Annotated in this window: 13 protein-coding genes; 5 read left to right on the forward strand and 8 right to left on the reverse strand. The window is 69.5% G+C overall.

Annotation, left to right across the window (positions count from 1 at the left end; all coding sequences use genetic code 11):
• The coding region (locus OD750_RS11270; RefSeq protein WP_272841932.1) for a S8 family serine peptidase at positions 1–5,181 on the forward strand (5,181 nt) is incomplete at its 5' end.
• Positions 5,182–5,207: 26 nt separating this feature from the next.
• Here OD750_RS11270 and OD750_RS11275 read toward each other — a convergent pair.
• From OD750_RS11275 to OD750_RS11305, 7 genes are all read right to left on the reverse strand, one after another.
• Entirely contained in the window at positions 5,208–6,125 is a 918-nt protein-coding gene (locus OD750_RS11275) for an RNA polymerase sigma-70 factor (protein WP_263545338.1), read from the reverse strand.
• A gap of 48 nt (positions 6,126–6,173) precedes the next feature.
• The gene (locus OD750_RS11280) at positions 6,174–6,578 is read right to left on the reverse strand and encodes a cupin domain-containing protein (RefSeq protein ID WP_263545339.1); all 405 of its coding nucleotides are present in this window, start codon (positions 6,576–6,578) and stop codon (positions 6,174–6,176) included.
• A gap of 27 nt (positions 6,579–6,605) precedes the next feature.
• Positions 6,606–7,085 carry a carboxymuconolactone decarboxylase family protein gene (locus OD750_RS11285; protein WP_263545340.1) on the reverse strand — a complete coding sequence of 160 codons (480 nt, stop codon included), beginning with the start codon at positions 7,083–7,085 and terminating at the stop codon, positions 6,606–6,608.
• Between the two features lie 164 nt (positions 7,086–7,249).
• Positions 7,250–8,161 (reverse strand): alpha/beta fold hydrolase, encoded by a 912-nt coding sequence (locus tag OD750_RS11290; RefSeq protein WP_263545341.1) that lies wholly within the window; start codon positions 8,159–8,161, stop codon positions 7,250–7,252.
• A 16-nt stretch (positions 8,162–8,177) separates the two neighbouring features.
• Positions 8,178–9,629, reverse strand: coding sequence for a catalase (locus OD750_RS11295; protein WP_263545342.1), 1,452 nt, complete (start codon positions 9,627–9,629; stop codon positions 8,178–8,180).
• Positions 9,630–9,726: 97 nt separating this feature from the next.
• Positions 9,727–10,353, reverse strand: a complete 627-nt coding sequence (locus OD750_RS11300) for a response regulator transcription factor (RefSeq protein WP_263545343.1) — start codon at positions 10,351–10,353, stop codon at positions 9,727–9,729.
• Positions 10,354–10,376: 23 nt separating this feature from the next.
• The gene (locus OD750_RS11305) at positions 10,377–13,493 is read right to left on the reverse strand and encodes a sensor histidine kinase (protein WP_263545344.1); all 3,117 of its coding nucleotides are present in this window, start codon (positions 13,491–13,493) and stop codon (positions 10,377–10,379) included.
• Positions 13,494–13,724: 231 nt separating this feature from the next.
• Between OD750_RS11305 and OD750_RS11310 the strand changes: the two genes are divergently transcribed.
• The 4 genes from OD750_RS11310 to OD750_RS11325 all read left to right on the forward strand — a co-directional run bounded on the left by OD750_RS11310 (position 13,725) and on the right by OD750_RS11325 (position 18,696).
• Complete coding sequence (locus tag OD750_RS11310; protein WP_263545345.1) at positions 13,725–14,252, forward strand: hypothetical protein; 528 nt, start codon at positions 13,725–13,727, stop codon at positions 14,250–14,252.
• Between the two features lie 174 nt (positions 14,253–14,426).
• The gene (locus tag OD750_RS11315; protein ID WP_263545346.1) at positions 14,427–14,924 is read left to right on the forward strand and encodes a DUF2306 domain-containing protein; all 498 of its coding nucleotides are present in this window, start codon (positions 14,427–14,429) and stop codon (positions 14,922–14,924) included.
• A gap of 90 nt (positions 14,925–15,014) precedes the next feature.
• The gene (locus OD750_RS11320; RefSeq protein WP_263545347.1) at positions 15,015–17,978 is read left to right on the forward strand and encodes a putative Ig domain-containing protein; all 2,964 of its coding nucleotides are present in this window, start codon (positions 15,015–15,017) and stop codon (positions 17,976–17,978) included.
• 433 nt (positions 17,979–18,411) lie between these two features.
• Positions 18,412–18,696: a hypothetical protein gene (locus OD750_RS11325; RefSeq protein ID WP_263545348.1), complete on the forward strand. Its 285-nt coding sequence runs from the start codon at positions 18,412–18,414 to the stop codon at positions 18,694–18,696.
• A 69-nt stretch (positions 18,697–18,765) separates the two neighbouring features.
• Here OD750_RS11325 and OD750_RS11330 read toward each other — a convergent pair whose 3' ends face one another.
• Positions 18,766–19,812 (reverse strand): virulence RhuM family protein, encoded by a 1,047-nt coding sequence (locus tag OD750_RS11330; protein WP_263545349.1) that lies wholly within the window; start codon positions 19,810–19,812, stop codon positions 18,766–18,768.
• Between the last annotated feature and the right edge of the window lie 50 nt (positions 19,813–19,862).

Below are 19,862 nucleotides of genomic sequence, written 5' to 3' on the forward strand. Positions count from 1 at the left end.
AAGCTGCTGGCCGCGCCCTCGTCGCTCGAGCGCGCGCGCCACACGGTGGTGTTGAGGGACGCGCCGCTCGCCTCGTACGACGGTTCGCTCAACGGCTATCCGACGCTGCCGCGCAACGAATCGGGCGCGAACCAGGGCCGCGTCGACGTGAACTCGTCCGCGGCGCGCGCGTACCTGAACCTGCTCGAGCAGAAGCAGAACGCGTTTCTCGCCGCGGCCGGCACGCAGGTCGGCCGCGCGCTCACCGCCGACGTCACGCTGCGCCACGCGGTCAACGCGGTGATCCTCGACCTCTCCGACGCCGAAGCGCAGGCCCTGCGCGAGCGCGGCGACGTGATGCTGGTCGAACGCGAACGCCAGCTCGAACTGCTGACCGACCGCGGCCCGGCGTTCATCGGCGCGCCGTCGATCTGGGACGGCAGCGCCACCGGCGGTGTCGCGACCAAGGGCGAAGGCATCGTCGCGGCCGTGCTCGACAGCGGCATCAACTGGCAGAGCCCCGCGTTCGCGGGTACCGGCCCGATCGACGGCTACGTGCACGTCAATCCGCTCGGCGCCGGCAACTATCTGGGCCTGTGCGGCCCGACGCCGCCGAACGCCGATCTGGGCCGCTGCAACGGCAAGCTGATCGGCATGTACAACTTCACCTCGACCTCGCCCACGCGCAGCGCGACCGACGACGACGGCCACGGTTCGCACACCGCGAGCACGGTCGGCGGCAACACCTGGGACGCGCCGTTCGGCGGCGGCACGTTCCGCATCTCCGGCGTCGCGCCGCACGCGAACATCATCGCGTACAAGGTCTGCGTCGGCAGCTGCCCGAGCTCGGCGATCACGCAGGCGGCCAACCAGGCCGTCGCCGACGGCATCGTCGACGTCATGAACTTCTCGATCTCCGGCGGCGGCTCGCCGTGGACCGACGCCAACTCCGTGGCGTTCCTCGGCGCGCACAACGCCGGCATCTTCGTCGCCGCCTCGGCCGGCAACAGCGGTCCGGCGGCCGGCACGTCCGACCACCAGGAACCGTGGGTGCAGACGGTCGCGGCCTCCACGCACGACCGCGTGCTCGGCTTCAACCTCGACGCCACCGGCCCCGGCACGCCGCCGGCGAACACGCAGAACATTCCGCTGCGTCCCGGCGCGCCGCCGATCCAGACCGGCGATTTCATCGCCGCGCCGATCGTCAGGAGCCCCGGCTTCGCCGACGGCACCACCGACGGCTGCACCGCGTTCCCGGCCGGCACGTTCACGCGGCCGTACGCGCCGCCGGCCGACCGCGTCTTCGCCGACGGCTTCGACCCGCCGGTGGCCAATCCGCCGCCGGTCGGCGCCATCGCGGTGCTGAACCTCAACCAGAACAACTCCGGCTGCGGCAGCGGCGTGCGCCAGACCAACGCGGTCGCGGCGGGCGCCATCGGCGTGATCTTCGTCGACGCGTTCTACATCAACCTCGGCGCGGCCGGTAACGCCTGGTCGATGCTGCGCTCGAACTGGGACAACCTCGCGCTGCTCGACCCGGCCACCGTCACCGTGTCGATCACGCTGCCGGCGCGCGCCTATCCGGGCACCGGCGACGTCGTGGCCGACTTCAGCTCGCGCGGTCCGCGCGCCCTGGCCGGCAACCAGTTCCTGGTCAAGCCCGACATCGCCGCGCCCGGCGTGGACATCCTCGCCGCGTACCAGGCCAACGTGGGCGCCACGCCGAACGCGAACGAGACGGCGCTGGAGAACGGCACGTCGATGGCCAGTCCGCACATGGCCGGCGGCGCGGTGCTGCTGCGCGCGCTGCATCCCACGTGGACGCCGATGCAGATCAAGTCGGCGCTGATGCTCACGTCCAAGACCGCCGGGCTCGTCAAGCAGAGCGGCCAGCCGAGCGATGCGTGGGATCGCGGCGCGGGCCGCGTCGATCTCGCCGCCGCCGCCAAGGCCGGCCTCGTGCTCGACGAAACCGGCGCGAACTTCCTCGCCGCGAACCCGGCGACCGGCGGCAACGTGGCGAACCTCAACCTGCCGAGCCTCGCCACCGCCAGCTGCGTGGGCACCTGCACGTTCACGCGCACGGTGCGCCGCGCGCTGACCGGCGCGCAGACCTACACCGTGTCGACGGCCGGCTTCCCCGGCTCGGCCGTCGCGGTCACGCCGGCGAGCTTCACGATCGGCAGTTCCGGCACGCGCGCGCTGACCATCACGGTGCAGAGCCAGCTGCTGCCCGAAGCGGCCTGGGCGCTCGGCGAAATCGTGCTGACGCCGGCCAGCCCGGCCGAGCCGCCGATGCACATGCCGGTGGCGATCCGTCCGGGCGGCCCGGTCATCGCGACGACGCCGACGGCGCTCAATGCCACCAGCGACCTGACCAGCGTCCAGACCCTGACGATCAAGAACCTCGGCAATCCGACGCTGAACTGGACCATCGGCACGAGCGGCACCGCGCAGGTGACCCCACTCAACACCGTCACCACCGGCAACGGCCAGCAGGGCGGCTTCTACAACGGCAGTTCGCGCGGCTACTACTGGGCGCAGAACTTCGACGTCACCGCCCAGACGCACGTGACCACGCTGCGCGCCAACGGCTTCACCCTGCCCAACACGACGCTGACCACGAGCAACACGCCGTCGGTGACCTTCAGCATCTACGCCGACGCCTCGGGCGTGCCCGCCGGCGCGCCGCAGGGCTTCGGCGCCGCCCCGCTGTGGACGTACTCGAACACGATCGGCACGCCCAACGGCATCACCACCACGAGCGGCAACCTGCAGCTGAACCTCACCGCCGCGAACGTCGCCGGCACGCCGCTGGATCTCGCCCCGGGCCGCTACTGGCTGATGGTGTGGCCCACGATCAACGGCCAGGGCAACGCCACCGCCGGCAATCCGCTGTGGGCGTGGCGCGTGAGCTCCGACCCGCAGATCGGCGCGCAGCCGCAGCTGTACGCGCCGTGGGACGACCCGCTCAACTGGCAGTTCGACGTCGACACCAAGACGATGTCCGCGTTCGTGCAGGGCACGGTCGACTGCACGCAGCCGGCGTGGATCGGCTACAGCAACACCGGCGGCGCGCTCGGCTTCGCGGGACAAACCACCACCGACGCCACGTTCAACGCCGCCGGCCTCGCCGCCGGCACCTACCGCGCCACGCTGTGCCTCAACAGCAACGCCACGAACGCGGCGACGCTGCCGGTGCCGTTGGAATTCACGGTAATCCGTCAACCGCCGACGCTCGCCAACGCGTTCGCGCCGGCGGCGGTCACGACCGGCACGACGAGCGTGTCGACGGTGACGCTGACGAATCCGAACGCCGTCGACGCGGTGCTGACGCACGACTTCGTCGACCGACTGCCGCCGGGCGTGTTCGCCGCGCCGAACGCGACCGCGGCCACGACCTGCGTCGGCGGCACCGTGACGGCGAACGGCGAGGGCACGGCGGTGACGCTGTCGAGCGGGGCGCAGATTCCGGCGAACGGTAGCTGCACCGTGACGGTCGACGTACGCTCGCGCTACCCGCAGATGTATACGCAGACGATCGCGCCGGGCGCGCTGCGCACGAACGCGGGCGACAACGCGGCATCGTCGAGTGCGACGCTCGCGGTGGCCTCGATCGGCATCGGCGGCTTTCCGCCGGCCGAAAACTTCGACGGCGTCGTGCCGCCGGCCTTGCCGGCCGGCTGGACCACTTCTGCGATCGGCAGCGGCGTGCCGTTCGTGACGCAGGCGAGCCTGTCGCACACGGCCCCCAACGCCTTGTTCGTGCCCGAGCAGGAAACGCAGGGCCAGTCTTTTCTGACGAGCCCAACCGTCGCGGTCGCGGCGGGCGCGCGACTGACATTCCGCCATCGCGTGCGGACCGAGGAATACCTCGACGGCGGCACGCTGGAAATTTCGGTCGACGGCGGCGTGTTCGTCAACGCCGAAGACGTCGGCGCGCTGTTCGTCAGCGGCGGGTTCGGCGGTTCGATCGCGCGCGTGACCGACTGCGACGCCGAGCCGCTTGCGCCTTACGGCTGGGTGCTCAACACCGGCAGCGGCAGCACCGGCACGTCGGCGGTCAATATCGTGCTGCCGAATGCGATGGCCGGGCACGACGTCGCGTTCCGCTGGCGCCACGGATCGGACTGCAGCGTCAAGGAAGAAGGCGGCGGCTGGTGGATCGACTCGATCAACCTCGACACCGGCAACGGCATCACGCTCGCGAACGCGTTCGAACCGACGAACACGATCACCGGCACGGTCGCCTCGGAAGTGATCACGCTAGGCAGCACGCGCGCCGATCCCGTGACGCTGACGGCCGCACTGACGACGAATCTGCCGAACGGTCTCGTGTTCGCCGATCCGCCGAACGCGTCGACGACCTGCGCGAACGGCGCGATCACGGCCATCGCCGGCACGCGCGCGCTGACGTTCGCGGCCGGCGCGGTCATTCCCGCATTTGGTACTTGTACCGTTCGCTACGATGTCGTCACGCAGAACATGGGCATGTACAAGCACACGCTCGCGGCGAGCGCGCTCAAGACGAGCGGCGGCAACAATCTGCAGCCGACGAGCGCGATCTACCAGGCGGTGACGCCGGGCGTGCCGACGATGACGACGAGCTTCGAGCCGCCGCAGTTCGCGATCGGCGGCCTGCCGCAGCTCGCCTGGCTCGGCGTCAACGGCATCTTCAACGCGAATCCCGCGACCGGCGTGCAGCATGCGCGCGTGCTGTCGAACGGCGGCAACTACCCGATCCAGAACGCGTCGGCGCTGATCTCGCCGACCTTTCCGCAAGGCGCGACGCAGTACTCAATCGCGACCGCGAAGCTCTCGATCGGCCAGCTGGGTACCGGTTCGACCTGGTTCTTCAAGCCGGTGAACGAAACGCTGACGCCGCCGATCACCTACGTGGTGTTCGAGCGCGACACGCATGCGATCCGCGTGTTCGACGGCGCGACCGGCACCTTCGTCGACACCGGTGCGCTGTGGTCTGACACCGCGTATTTCGAAGTGAAGATCGTCGTCGAGCGCGCGACGAAGGCGCTGCGCGTGTGCCTGAACGGCGCGACGATCTACACCGGCGTCGCGGCCGACGCGCACATGCGCCTGCTCGAATTCGGCGGCGTGATGGAACCGGGCTCGACCGGCAGCACGCTCGACGTCGACGACGTGACGCTCGACAACGTCAACACCGACGGCGGCTGTACGCCCTAGGGCGTGTTACAGGCCACTAGCGACGATCAGTCGATCGCCGGCCGGCCGGCGTCGCCGGCCAGCTGCCGCAGGATCCGCGCGAGCTTGTGCGGATTGCGCTGCACGTACACGCGATGGATGCGTTCGCCGTCGCTCTCGTACGCCTGCGCCGATTCGAGCACGCCGTCGAAATAGCGCAACAGGCCCCAGCCGCCGTTGAGCGGCACGATCTCGACGCGCAGGCTCTCGCTGTTGCGCAACGTCCGCGCGAAGAACAGCCGGGCGATGCGGTCGGCGCCGACGAGCGGTTCGGGCATGCTCGGCACGATGCCGCCGCCGTCGCCGAGGAGCCGGGACGTGCCGGCGAGCAGGGCTTTCATGCCGTCGAGATCGCCGCCCGTCATCGCGGCGACGAAGCGTTCGAGCAGGCGCCGGTGCGCATCCGCGTCGACGCGATAGCGCGGACGATCGTCCTGCAGCTGCGCGCGGGCGCGAAACACGATCTGCCGGCACGCGGCTTCGTTCTTGCCCAGCGCCGCGGCGATGTCGGGATAGTCGACGTCGAACACGTCGCGCAGCAGGAATGCCGCGCGCGCTTCCGGCGACAGGCGTTCGAGCAGCGCGAGCAGGGCGACCGACAGATCGCCGTACCGCGCGTGCGTCTGCTCCGGCGTCGCCGGCGCGTCGGTCGGCACTGAACCGGTGAGGATCGGTTCCGGCAGCCAGATGCCGACGTAGTGCTCGCGCGCGGCGCGCGCCGAGCGCAGGCGGTCGATCGCGCGGCGCGTGGTGGTGGTCACGAGCCACGCCTCGGGGTTGTCGACCGCGCTCTGCTCGGTGTCGTGCCAGCGCAGCCAGACGTCCTGCACGACGTCCTCGGCGTCGGCCACCGAACCGAGCATGCGATAGGCGATGCCGTGCAGCCGGGGCTGCAGGCGGGTGACGATGTCCGTAGCGTCGTGCATGCCACAGCATAGCGCGGCGCACGCCCGCGGGCGCCGCGCCGCGGCCGGTCACTCGACCGGAATCAGCACCGGCGCGTCGCGGTTCTTGATGAGGAATACGAGAAACTTCGCCGGCTGGGTCGCGCTCGCGTTGCGGCCGACCGTGTGCACGTCGGCCGGGCCTTCGTAGAACGTCTGGCCCGCGGTCAGCGTCACTTCCTTGCCGCCCCTGACGCCCATGACGATGCTGCCTTCGAGCACGTAGATGAAGCCGTGCGCGTCGTGGCGATGCACCGGATCGGCGCCGCCGGGGGGATACTCGACGGTGATCATCAGCACTTCCTTGCCGGGATGGTCGGCGAGCGCCTGCGTCATCAGCGGCGCGACGTTCGGGCCCGGCGCGCCGCCGGTCGAATGCGCGAACGCGGGAGCGGCGGCGAGGGCGGCCGTCAACAGCAGTGCGGTTCTGTACATGGCGCTTTATCCCTTTGTGCGGAGAGATCAGGCGAGATTGGCCTTGTCGAGACCGAACGCCTTGTCCTGCGAGCCCGGCACGCTGCGGAACGCGACGCTGGCGCGGTTCCAGCCGTTGATCGCCATGACGATGAAGGTGAGGTTGGCCAGTTCCTTCTCGGAAAACTCGCTGCGCGCGTGCTCGTACACGTCGTCGGGCACGCCGTGCGGCGGCAGCGTCGTCAGCGCCTCGGCCCACGCGAGCGCGGCGCGTTCGCGCGGGCTGAACAGCGGCGATTCGCGCCAGACCGCGACGTGGTGCAGGCGCAGCGGACGCTCGCCGAGGATCGTCGCCTGCTTGGAATGCATGTCGACGCAGAACGCGCAGCCGTTGATCTGCGATACGCGCAGCTCGACGAGGAACAACAGCGGCAGCTCGATCGCGCCGCTCTTGAGCGCGGTGCTGAACGCGAGGAACAGCTTGAACGCTTCGGGCGAAGCGGCGGCGTAGTTGAGGCGTTGGGTCATGACGGTCTCGTGGACTTCGCGGGAGTGCGTTGCCCACAGCGTAGGGTCGGCCGTCGTGACCCGGTAGGTGCGTCGGCGGACGCACGATGTTGCGCGGCGCGCACCAATCGCGCGTGACGGACCGTCACGCGCGCGTGCGCTCGAACGTCTATGCCTGAGCCGTGCTATCGCGCCGGCGGCATGCGTTCGAGAAAGTCGAGGATGTAGTCCGCGGAGAGATCGGGATACTGATGCTGCGGGCCGTGACCCGTTTCCGAGAAGTACACGAACTGCGCGTTGCGCATGCGGCCGATCAGCGCGAACCAGTTCTGGCCGACGGTGCTCGGATCGTTGTCGCCGCAGACGACGAGGATCGGCAGGCGCGTCTGCACGAGCTTGTCGCGCCTGCCCGGCGCGTCGGCGCGAAACGCTTCGCCGGCCTTGAAGTACGTCTGGAACAGCTGCGGCGTCGACGGAATCTTCTCGTCGACGCCCGGTCGCGCGTAGATGCGCGCGCGCGATGCCGCCGCCGCGGCGCGGCTCGCGTCGGATGTCGGTTCGAAGAACAGCACCTCCTCGTCGGCGAGATCGTTGACCGGTTTGATCGCGCGTTCGATGAACACCTGCTTGATCGGGTATTCGACCGGCCCCGGCGGGTTCGTCGCGACGAGCACCGCGTGCGTGATGCGCTCGGGCTTGTCGAGCAGCAGCGCCTGCGCGACGAGGCCGCCCCACGACCATCCGAGAATCGCGTAGCGGTCGAGTTTGATCGCGGTCGCGAAATCGTCGACGAACGCGGCGGCCTTGCCGACGTCGTCGGGCAGCGCGCCGGCCGAGTGGCCGACGCCCGGATAGTCGACGGTGATCACGCGCCGCCGCTGCGCGAGCGCATCGAGAAACCGCGGATCCCACGTGTCGATCGTGCCGCGCATGCGCGTGGTCAGCACGAGCGGCGGACCCGAGCCGATCGAGCGGTAGGCGATGCGGTCGTCGTTGACCTGCACGTACCGCGTTTTCGCGGTCGCGGCGGTTTCCTTGGCGACGGCGGGCAGCGCGACGACGGCGAACAGCAGCGCGGCAAAGAGGGAAAACTTCATCGGTCTCTCCGGATCGTCAGGCGGGAACGGGTTGCGCGACGAGGCCGAGCGCGCGCGCGACGCCGTCGCCGTAGGCCGGATCGGCGCGGTGGCAGTTTTCGACATGGCGCGCCTTGATCTGCGCCGCCGCGTCGCCGAGCGCGCGCGCGGTGTTCGCGAACAGGCGCTCGCGCTCGGCCGGTGTCATCAGCCGGAACAGATCGCCCGGCTGTTCGTAGTGGTCGTCGTCGACGCGATGGTCGTGATGCCTCGCGTCGCCGTCGAGTGCGAGCGGCGGCGCGGCGACGTCGGGGCTGTCGGGCCATTCGTCGACGCTGTTCGGGTAGTAGCTCGCGGTGCGGCCGAGATTGCCGTCGGTGCGCATCGCGCCGTCGCGGTGATAGCTGTGAAAAGGGCACTGCGGCGCGTTGACCGGAATCTGCGGAAAGTTCACGCCGAGCCGGTAGCGCTGCGCGTCGCCGTACGAGAACAGTCGCGCCTGCAGCATGCGGTCGGGCGAAAAGCCGATCCCGGGCACGACGTTCGCCGGCGAAAACGCGGCCTGTTCGACATCGGCGAAAAAATTCTCCGGATTTCGATTGAGCTCCAGCACGCCGACCTCGATCAGCGGAAACTGCGCCTTCGGCCACACCTTCGTCAGGTCGAACGGATTGTGCCGGTGCGCGCGCGCCTGCGCGTCGGTCATCACCTGGATGCACAGGCGCCAGCGCGGAAATTCGCCGCGTTCGATCGCGTCGAACAGATCGCGCTGGTGGCTTTCGCGGTCGGCGCCGATCAGCGCGGCGGCGTCGGCGTCGACGAGGTTTTCGATGCCCTGTTCGCAGCGCAGGTGGAACTTCGTCCAGACGCGCTCGCCGCGTGCGTCGACGAGGCTGAACGTGTGGCTGCCGAAGCCGTGCATGTGGCGGTAGCTCTTCGGAATGCCGCGGTCGCTCATGACGATCGTGACCTGGTGCAGCGCCTCGGGCAGCAAAGTCCAGAAATCCCAGTTGTTCGTCGCGCTGCGCAGACCGGTGCGCGGATCGCGCTTGACCGCGTGGTTGAGATCCGGAAACCGCAGCGGATCGCGGAAGAAGAACACCGGCGTGTTGTTGCCGACGAGATCCCAGTTGCCCTGCGCGGTGTAGAACTTCACCGCGAAGCCGCGGATGTCGCGTTCGGCGTCGGCGGCGCCGCGTTCGCCCGCGACGGTCGAAAAGCGCACGCAGACCGGCGTCGCGCGGCCGACTTCGCCGAACACGTGCGCGCGCGTGTAGCGCGTGATGTCGTGCGTCACCGTGAACGTGCCGAACGCGCCCGCGCCCTTGGCGTGCATGCGGCGCTCGGGTATCACTTCGCGATCGAAATGCGCGAGCTTCTCGATCAGCCAGATGTCGTCGAGCAGCGCCGGGCCGCGCGGGCCGGCCGTACGGATGTTGAGATTGTCGGCGACCGGACAGCCGTTCGCGTGGGTAAGCCGCTGGGTCATGACGCGCTCCCGGGAAGATTGCGCGCCAGCATGCGGGCGCGGCGATCCGGCGTCGTGCGGCAAAGCGCGGTACGCGCGCTCCCCCATGCGGGTGAGGTCAGTCGGCGAAGTCGCCGAGCATGCCGCGGCGCAGTGCGATGTGCACCGCCTGCGTGCGGTTGTGCGCGCCGAGCTTTTCGAAGATGCGCGTCAGGTGCGACTTGACCGTCTCCGACGAGATGTCGAGCTTCGTGCCGATGCGCTTGTTCTCCAGGCCCTCGGCGATCATCGCGAGAATCAGGAGTTCGCGCTCGGTCAGGGGTTCGCTGCCGAGGTACGTCGCGATGTCGGCCGACACGTCGGCGCACAGATAACGCCCGCCCGCATGCACCTTGCGGATGCAGGCGACGAGTTCGCTGCGCAGCGTCGTTTTTAGCAGATAGCCGGCGGCGCCCGCGCCGATCGCCTCGCGCGCGTTCGCGTCGCCGCGAAACGTGGTCAGCACGACGACCTTCGCGCCCGGAAATTCCTCGCGCAGCGCGCGCACGCCCTTGAGTCCGCCCATGCCGGGCATCTTCAGGTCCATCAGCGTCACGTCGGGACGCAGCTTGCGGAACGCGTCGATGCCCGACTCGGCGTCGGCGGCGCCGCCGACCACGGCGAAGTCGGCTTCGGATTCGAGCATGGCCGCGAGGCCTTCGTGCAGCACCGGATGGTCGTCGACGATGAGGATGCGAATCGGCATGGCGAGGCTCGTCGGACGTACGGTCAGTTGGCGCGCGCGCCGGGATAGGCGCGTGCGGCGGGCAGGAACATTTTCACTTCGGTACCGCCTTCGGCGCGGCGCCTGAGGGTCAGGAGCGCCCCGGCGATCTGCGCGCGTTCGCGCATGCCGCGAATGCCCCAGTGGCCGTCGGTGCGGCCGGCGTCGTCGGGCAGGCCGACGCCGTCGTCGATCACCGTCAGCAGCACGCCCTCGTCGGTGTAGGCGAGCGTCGCGCGCACCTCGGTGCCGTGCGAATGCCGGAACGCGTTGGCGATCGCCTCGCGACCCACCTGCAGCAGTTCCTCGTACGCGACCGGTTCGAGCGGCCTCGGCTTGTGCGGTACGGCCACTTCGCACAGAAGCTTTTTCTCGACCGCGAGGTCGCGCGCGTGGCGCTGCAGGCCGTCGGGCAGGTCGAGCGTGCTCGCGAGCGGATCGCGCAGCGCGCTGACGCGGTCGCGGCCTTCGCGCAGCACTTCTTCGGTGCGATCGAGCGCGCGTTCCATGCGCGCGCGCAGCGGATCGCCCGGGGCGAGCTTGGCGGCGATGCCCTGGAAGCTCAGCAGCAGGCCGTGGATGCCTTGCAGCAAGGTGTCGTGCAGGTCGCGCGCGATGCGTTCGCGCTCGCGCAGCCGCGCGCCCATCTCGGTGCGGATGCGCGCGGCGACGCGCCGCACGCGCTGCACGTAAGCGAATGCCAGCACGAGCGCGACGGCAAGGGCCACGAGCGCGTAGAAAGCCGGCGTCTGGTGGAATGCCGGCAGCACGCGGAACGCAAGACGCGTCGGCTCGGCCGACCAGTCGCCGTCGCGGCCCGAGGCGGCGATCTCGAGCATGTAGCGCCCGTGATCGAGGCGGTTGAACGCGATCTGCTGCTGCGTACCGGCGACGAGCCACGGATCCCAGTCGCCGTCCTTGGAAAAACGGTAGCGATAGCGCGTGCGTTCGGGCCGCTGCGCGGTCGGCGCGGCGTAGTCGACGGCGATGCGATACGTGCCCGGCGCGAACGCGAGATCGCCCGTCGCCTCGCGAACGACGTCGTCGACCGTCAGCGTATCGACCACGACGGCCGGCGGGCTCGATGCCGCGGCCAGCGCGTCGGGACGCAGGCGGTACAGCTCGTTGCGCATCGCGAACCACAGCGTGCCGTCGGCGCTCGCGGCGATCGACGGGAACGGTCCCGACAGCGCGGTCGATCGCAGGCCGTCCCAGTGATCGAGCCGCGTGTAGCGCACTTCGCGCGTGCCCGCCGCGAGCGCGCCGCGCCACTCGCTCGCGGGGATGCGCGTGACGCCGTCGGCGCCATTGAGCCACACGTCGCCGTCGGGCCGCACGATGAGGCCGGTCGCGCCGAGAAACGCATCGCCGCCGATGCCGACGAGCGTGACGAAACGCTCGCCGTTGCGTACCGCGATGCCGCGCGTGCCCATGACCCACAGGCTGTCCGGCGCGACGATGATCTGCGCGGGGCTGCCGACGTCGACGCCTTCGTCGATGCCGTAGCGGCGCGCGCCGTTCGCGTCCACCGCGACGACGACGCGGTTGGCGCCCATCCACAGCGTGTCGTCGGCATCGAACGTGAAGCCGTTGAGCAGGAGGTCCTTGGGCACCGGCAGGTTGCCGTTCGGAATCCAGCGCTCGCCGTCGAGCCGGTACAGCGCCACGCCGTTGCGCCCGATGCCGATCCACAGCCGGCCGGCGCGGTCGCGCCGTGCGCCGCGCGGCGCCGCGCCGCGGTCGAGCTCGGGAATCGCGATTACGCGCTCGCGGCCGTCGACGATGCGCGTCAGGCCCGGCGGCGCGATGCGCGAGACGAAGAATCCGCCCTGCGGATCGGCGTCGAGATGCACGGCCGTGCGCGTCGCCTCGATGTGGCGTTCCTGCACGATCGCCTCGTCGGGCGCGAGTGCGCGGTCGAGTGTCGCAAACGTCGCGGTGGCGTCGCCGGCTTTCGCCGCGGCGGTCCACAGCGTGCCGTCCTCGCCCTTGAAGTACGGACCGGGTGCGGCGCCCGCATCGCCGATGTGCATCAGTCCGCGCGTATAGCTAGCAAGCCACACCGAACCGCCGTCGCCGGGCGCGAGGCCGCCGCTCGGCGTGTCGGTGCGTTCGGCGACCGGGCGGCGCAGCCGCGCGATGCCGCTGGCGCCGTACACCCAGATCGCGCCGTCGTCCGACTCGAATATGCCGCTGCCCTTGATCTCGATCGACTCGACGCGGCGCATCAGGTCTTCCGGATCGTTCGGGTCGAGCGCGCCGACGTCGGCGACGCGCATGAGGCGGTCGGGGCGCGACCACCAGAGCATGCCGTCGCGGTCGAACAGCACGGCGGCCATCTCGTCGGCCCGCCAGCACGGGCCTGCCGGCGAAACGCGGCACAGGTTGCTCGCGCCGTTGTGGTTCGCGTACCAGAGGCTGCCGTCGGGTGCCGCGACGAGGCGCGACGCGATCGCGTCGGGCCCGCCCGGCAGCGGCAGCTGCCGCACCGCGCCGTCGGGCTCGACGACGTGGATCGCGGTCGGTGTCTTGATCCACAGGCGCCCGGCGGTGTCGCGCTGGAGATCGTCGATCGGTTTGTCGACGAGCTCCGGCACCGGCGAGAACGGGACGAACACGTCGCCCTTGCGTTTGAACAGGCCGCCGCGCGTCGCCGCGATCACGCGCTCGCCGTCGACGAGCAGCGTCTGGACCGAGCGCTTGGCCGGCGCGTTCGGCAGGCCGGTGGTCGCGCCGAAGATGCGCACGTTCGCGCCGCGGATCGCCGATATGCCGCCGCCGATCGAGCCGACCCACAGCGTGTTGTCGGGCGCCGCCGCGAAGGTGGACGCGCCGTCGGTCGGTGGCGGCTTGCCGTCCGGGCCGCGCCAGCGCGTGAAGCGCATGCCGTCGAACCGGTGCAGCGACGTCGACGACACGACCCAGATGAAGCCGTCGCCCGTCTGCGTCATGAACGCCTGCGTGGTCGGCGCGCCGTCGGTCGCGTCGTAGCGCGTCACCTGGTAGCGGTCGAGCGCGACCGGTCGCGCGGCTTCGGACGCATCGGGCGCGAACGCGCCGGCGAGCAGCAGCACGCAGAGGAATGAACGCTTGCCGGTCACGACGCCCCCAGAACGATCCACGACGACGAACGCTGCGAACGCATCCGGCGTGCGCTAATTGAAACTCCACCGTATGGATTATCAGTTTAGGCAGGCGCCGCGACATCCGTAAAGGCGCGGCCGGTCACCCGAACGGGGGAGCGCGCCGGCGCGTGGATGTCCGATTCGCGCGGCGCGCCCGGCGCCTAACGTGCTGGCTCGGAACAGACGGCCGCGACGCGGCATCGGCGCCACCGACAGGAGGATTCGCGAATGCTCGTGAACGTGCCGCGCCTGGACGCGCTGCTCGAGCGGCATGCCGACGCGCTCGGCGCCGACTACGCCGCGTATCGCAACCACACGTACAGGGTTGCCAATTTCCACTTTCTGCTCGATGCCGACGGCGACCTCGACAAGCTCGCGATCGCCGCGGCGTACCACGACCTCGGCATCTGGACCGCCGGCACGTTCGACTACCTCGCGCCGTCGATCGCGCTCGCGACGGCGTACCTCGACGAAATCGGCAAGGCGGAATGGGGCGGCGAGGTCGCGGCCATGATCGACAACCATCACAAGCTCACGCGCTGCCGCGCCGGCGTGCCGGCGTCGGCCGAAACGTTCCGCCGCGCCGACTGGATCGACGTCTCGCTCGGGCACCTGCGCTTCGGCCTCGCGCGCTGCGCGGTCGTCGACGTGCTGCGCCTGTTTCCGAACGCCGGCTTCCACCGGCTGCTCGCGCGGCTGTCGCTGCGGCGCCTCGTGCGGCATCCGCTGCGGCCATTGCCGATGTTCCGCCGGTGAACCCGATCCCGCCCTCCAAGGATGTAGACCATGAAAAAATCCCGACCGCCGCCGCGATGACGTTCTGAGCCTGCCCGGCAAGCCGAACCGGTAGCTTTTCGCGTCCGCGCGGCGGGGCGGTTCCCTTCGCCGCGACCGTGCCGCCGCGCGGACGACTTTCTTTCGAGGTGAGCCATGCTCGGCATTACGACTTTCGGTTTGTTCCATACCGCGATCAGCCTCGTCTCGCTGTTCGCGGGCCTCTACGGCCTCGCGCGCTACGGCGAGATCCGCTACGCCAATCCCGGTGGCAGGCTGTACGTACTCGTGACGATCGTGACCTGCGCGACCGGCTTCTTCATCGTGCGGCACGGCGGCTTCAGCGAAGCGCATGCGCTCGGCATCGCGACGCTCGTCGTGCTCGCCGGCGCGTGGTTCGCCGATCGCGATGCGCCCGATCGCGGCGCGCGGCGCTGCATCGCGGCGCTCGGCTACACGCTGACGGTATTTTTCCACTTCATCCCGGGATTCAACGAAACGCTGACGCGCATTCCGGTCGGCGCGCCGTTCGTGTCGGGGCCGCGCGATCCGGTGCTGCTCGCGCTGGTCGGCGCGACGTTCGGCGTGTTCGCCGTGATCGGTGCGCTGCAGGCGCGGCGGTTGCTGGCAAAGGCGGCCGTCGGCATCTCCTGAAGCGGTCGCGATTGCTGACAGTTGCGCCCCCCGAAATCCGAAAACCCTATCGAGGGCTCGTCTTTCGGCGGCCCCGCTCAGGGGTTCGTCATGCATTCGGTTGCGCGCACACGCCGGCTACTCGCCGCTCTCTCCGTTCTTCTCATCCACGTCGGCGCGGCTGGCGCCGCGCCGTTCGCATTCGTGCCGAAGGCGGGCGCCGCGAAGGTCGCCAAGGTCGATCTCGCGACCGGCACGACCGTCGCCGACATCGTCGTTACGGGCGGCCCGCTCGCATCGACCGTCAGCCGCAACGGCCGGCGCGTCTACACGGTGCTGCAGTCGGCCGGCAAGGTGGCCGTGATCGATCCGGTCACCAGCACGGTCGTCACGAACGTGACGGTCGGCACGCAGCCGTGGAGCGCGACGCTGTCGCCGGACGACAGCCGCCTGTACGTGATGAACAACACCTCGAACAACATCAGCATCGTCGATACCGCGACCGACACGGTCGTCGCGACGATGCCGGTCGCCTCGCAGCCGCAGCGGCTCGCGGTATCGCCCGACGGCACGCGCGGCTATCTCACGGCGTCGCCGAACACCGTGCAGGTGCTCGATCTCGTCAATCGCACCGTGATCGCGTCGATCGTCACCGGCAACCTGCCGAATGCGATCGCGCTCAACGCGGTCGGCACGCGCGCGTACGTCGCCTACGCCGGCGACAGCACGGTGCGCGTGCTCGACACGACGACGAACACGATGGTCGGCTCCGTCGCGCTCGGCACGAACAAGGCGCCGAACGGCATCGTGCTGTCGCCGAACCAGCAGACGCTGTACGTGAGTCAGTTTCTCGCGAACCAGACCGTCGAGATCGACGTCGCGACGCTCACGCTCGGCACGGCGTATACCGTCGGCGCGCGGCCCTACGGCATCGACATCACGGCCGACGGCTCGCGCGTCTACGTCGCGAACCGCGACGGCGGTTCGCTCAGCGTCATCGACACGGCCGCGCACGCGGTCGTCGATACGATCTCGCTCGGCGCGACTTCGCAGCCGTGGGCGATCGGGCGCTTTCTGCAGCCCGAAGTGCCCGTCGCGATTACGAGTGCGGCACCGGCGGGCGGAAAGTGGCATACGCCGTATTCGTTCGCGATCGCGACGAGCGGCGTACCGGCGCCGGTCGTCAGCGTCAGTGCCGGCACGCTGCCGCCGGGGCTCTCGCTCGGCGCGAACGGCGTCATCGGCGGCACGCCGACGCAGGTCGGCACGTTCAACGGCGTGCTGCAGGCCGTGAGCGGCGCGACGACGGTGACACAGCCGTTTTCCATTGAGATCGTGCCCGACTGGCCCGTGCCGCCGACGATCGACAACGTCGTGCCGGGCGACGGCACGGTGACCGTGTACTTCACGCCGGCGCCGGCCGACGGCAACGCGCCGGCGACGATGTTCAACGCGTTTTGCGGGTTCGCGGGCAGCAGCGCGACGTCGCCGATCGTCATCCAGGGTCTGCCGAACGGCGAACCGGTCACGTGCACGATGAACGCGATCAACAGCGCCGGCGGCGGCGTCGCGTCCGCGCCGTTCGGACCGGTGACGCCGGGCGTCGCGCCAGGCTTCGCCGCGTTCGCGCCGCCGCGCGCAACGTGGAATAGTGCCTATAGCTACATTGTGTCGGCGACGGGTTCGCCCGCGCCGACGCTGAGCGTCGCGAGCGGCGATCTGCCGCCCGGCCTCACGTTCGACGCCGCGAGCGGCACGATCGCCGGCACGCCGACGGCGGCCGGCAGCGCGACGGTGCGCCTGACCGCGACGAACGCGATCGGCACGGTCACGAGCGGCGACCTGACGATCGTCGTCGACGCCGTGGTGCCGGCGGCGCCGGCATCTGTCGTTGCGACGCCGGGCGACGGGCAGGCGAGTCTCGCATTCACGGCGCCGAGCCACTGGGGTGGAGAAGCGGCGGGCAGCTACCGGGCGGCGTGCACGCCGGGCAGCGGCACAGCGACGGGCACCGAGTCGCCGCTGACGATAACGGGACTGGAGAACGGCGTCGCGGTGACGTGTTCGGTCAGCGCGGTCAACAGCGCGGGCACGGGGCCCGCGACCGCAGCCGCTCCGGTGACGCCGGGCGTCGCGCCGACATTCGACGCGTTCGCGCCGCCGCATGCGACGTGGAACGTGGCGTACAGCTACACCGTCACCGCAACGGGTTCGCCGGCGCCGGTGCTGAGCGTGGCGAGCGGCGACCTGCCGCCGGGCCTCGTGTTCGACGCCGCGACGAAAACGATCAGCGGCACGCCGACGACGGCCGGCAGTGCGACGGTGCGACTGACCGCGACCAACGCGTTCGGCAGCGTCACGAGCGGCGATCTCACGATCGTCGTCGACGCGGTGGTGCCGGCCGCGCCGGCGTCGGTGATCGCGACGCCGGGCAACGCGCAGGTGAGTCTCGCGATCGACGCGCCGAGCCATTGGGGCGGCGAAGCGGCCGGCAGCTACCAGGCGACGTGTACGCCGGGCAGCGGCACCGCGACGGGCACGACGTCGCCGCTCGTCGTGACGGGGCTCGCGAACGGCGTCGCGGTTACGTGCTCGGTCAGCGCCGTCAACGGCGCCGGTGCGGGGCCCGCGTCGACGGCCGCGCCGGTGACGCCGCGCGCGCCGGCCGATCTCGGTGTCGACGTCGACAACGCGACCGACTTCGTGGCCGGCGGCGCGACGGTGACGTACCTGATCATCGTGGGCAACGACGGACCGAACGCGGTGACCGGCGCACAACTCGTCGACGTGCCGCCCGACACGCTGACGGCGGTGACGTGGACGTGCACGAGCGCCGTGGGCGCGACGTGTCCCGCCGCGAGCGGCACGGGCGCGATCGACGCGACGGTGAACCTGCCGGCCGGCGGCAGCCTGCACTACACCTTGAGCGGCAATGTGCCGGTGCTGCCGGAGGCGCCGCTTGTGCACAGCGTGAGCGTGCTGGCGCCGAACACGGTGCTCGACGGCAATGCGGCGAATGATTCGGCCGTTGATGGGCCGGATGCGGTGGGGATCTTCAGTGACGGGTTTGATTGAATGTGGCGCAGACATGACGGACGGGCACGGCAAGCGTTCGCATCTGACGAGCCCTATGGTGCGATGAGATCGTGAACGAAGAGAAACCGCTGTCCGAGCCGGCGATTGAATCGGGATTTGGCCGCCGGGATGATCGACGCACCCGCGACACCCGATAAAGGCCATTGCGTATGCGAACGCTCGTCCGATTCGTCGTTGCATACGCCATGATCGCCGCGACGCCTGCGCTGGCGTGTACGTGCAATCCGCTGACAGTGGCCGAAGCCCTCGACGGCTCGGATGTCGTTTTCGCCGGCGTCGTGGAGGCTGTGCACCCCGTGGATTCACTGACGGACCGGGAGCCGCGTGTCGTCGTCGACTTCGCCGTCAAGCGCGTGTGGAAAGGTGAAGTCGGGGAAAAATTCTCACTGCACACCAACATCGAGGCGTCGAGTTGCAGCGGCATGTGGCGCGAGCATGCCAGGACGGGGAAGTCCTGCTGGTCTACGGCTTCAAGCAGAACGGCGAGCGCTGGAAAACCGGCGGCACCTTCACGGTGCGGCCGGAGGATCGAACGACGATCGACGAAAAGCGGCTCAATTCCGTCGACGATGCAGCGCCCGCCTACACGACGAACACTTGCTCACGGACGAAGACAGTGAAAACGGCGGTGGAGGACTTCGCCGAACTCGGCGAGTTTCGTGAGCTGGCGCCGCTTTCCGTCATGCCCGACCCCTAACTGGGTGGCGGCAGCTGGAAAGTAAGCGAAGGCGAGGTGCTCGCCTACTGCAGGTAAGGGCACTGCGGTTCATGGTTGCGGCTTGTCCGACTTCTTGGCGGCGGCGAGATGTCTTGCCTCGGACTGCAACTCCTTCAGATCGTCGTCGGCTTCCCGATCGGCAGCCAGCGTCTCGGCCGAGCGGCGACGGTCATCGAAGGCGGCATAGCGCTCACCGACGATCGCTTCCATCCGCTCGTGCGATACGCGGCCGGAGCCGGCCAGTACCGAGCGCTCGTTGAAGTCGAGGAAGCGGTCGGTCTGGACGATCCAGTCGGCCATACGCGTTTCGAGGCGACGCACGGCACGGTCCTCGGCGAAATCCAGAAACATGGTGACCAACCGATTGAGCTGGTCGAGTTCCTGAGCGTCGAGGTAGTTCTTTGACACGAGTGCGTCGGACTTGCGGACGCGGTCGCCGGTCCAGTTCGTCAGCGCCATGTTGTCGGCGTCGGGATCGGCGCGCTCAACGATCAGCTCGGCGGCGGTGCGACCGGTGATCGCGTACACCAGCTTGTTCTGAATGGTGGCGAAGAAGGTCTTGGCGGTTTGCGCGGTGCCGTCGTAGTCGCTGCTGCTCGTTTTGAACAGGTCGCGCAGCTTCTGGTAGAAGCGCTTCTCCGAACTGCGGATGTCGCGGATACGGTGCAGCAGCTCGTCGAAGTAGTCGGCGCGCTCGGCGTCCTTCAGACGCTGGTCGTTGAGCAGAAAGCCCTTGACCAGATACTCGGACAGGGTAGTGCCGGCCCAGCGGCGGAACTCGGCGCCGCGGGGGGAGCGGACGCGGAAGCCGACGGCGAGGATCAACTCCAGTCGATAGATTTTCACGCTCCGGCGAACCTCGCGCGCGCCTTCGAAACGAACTTGTAAGTAATCCTTACAAGTTGCCTCTTCCGTCAGTTCGCCGTCGTCATAGACCGCGCGGACGTGCTGCGTGATGTTCTGTGACGTGGTCTCGAACAGGTTCGCCATCTCGGCTTGAGTCAGCCAGACGGTACCGTCGGCGGCACGCAGATGAATATCGGTGCGGCCGTCGTCGGTGCGATAGAGAATCAGTTCGCCGTTGCTGTCGCTCATGCGGTTTCCTTGGCCTTGCGGCCTCGCTGGGTTGCGGTGGCGCCGCACGC

The organism is Tahibacter soli (assembly GCF_025717065.2).
GTDB classification, from domain to species: Bacteria; Pseudomonadota; Gammaproteobacteria; order Xanthomonadales; family Rhodanobacteraceae; genus Tahibacter; species Tahibacter soli.

Excerpts from the sequence above, each read along its gene's own strand:
- OD750_RS11275 (WP_263545338.1), bottom strand. The coding sequence starts at position 6,125 with ATGCACGACGCTACGGACATCGTCACCCGCCTGCAGCCCCGGCTGCAC.
- OD750_RS11280 (WP_263545339.1), bottom strand. The coding sequence starts at position 6,578 with ATGTACAGAACCGCACTGCTGTTGACGGCCGCCCTCGCCGCCGCTCCC.
- OD750_RS11285 (WP_263545340.1), bottom strand. The coding sequence starts at position 7,085 with ATGACCCAACGCCTCAACTACGCCGCCGCTTCGCCCGAAGCGTTCAAG.
- OD750_RS11290 (WP_263545341.1), bottom strand. The coding sequence starts at position 8,161 with ATGAAGTTTTCCCTCTTTGCCGCGCTGCTGTTCGCCGTCGTCGCGCTG.
- OD750_RS11295 (WP_263545342.1), bottom strand. The coding sequence starts at position 9,629 with ATGACCCAGCGGCTTACCCACGCGAACGGCTGTCCGGTCGCCGACAAT.
- OD750_RS11300 (WP_263545343.1), bottom strand. The coding sequence starts at position 10,353 with ATGCCGATTCGCATCCTCATCGTCGACGACCATCCGGTGCTGCACGAA.
- OD750_RS11310 (WP_263545345.1), top strand. The coding sequence starts at position 13,725 with ATGCTCGTGAACGTGCCGCGCCTGGACGCGCTGCTCGAGCGGCATGCC.
- OD750_RS11315 (WP_263545346.1), top strand. The coding sequence starts at position 14,427 with ATGCTCGGCATTACGACTTTCGGTTTGTTCCATACCGCGATCAGCCTC.
- OD750_RS11320 (WP_263545347.1), top strand. The coding sequence starts at position 15,015 with ATGCATTCGGTTGCGCGCACACGCCGGCTACTCGCCGCTCTCTCCGTT.
- OD750_RS11330 (WP_263545349.1), bottom strand. The coding sequence starts at position 19,812 with ATGAGCGACAGCAACGGCGAACTGATTCTCTATCGCACCGACGACGGC.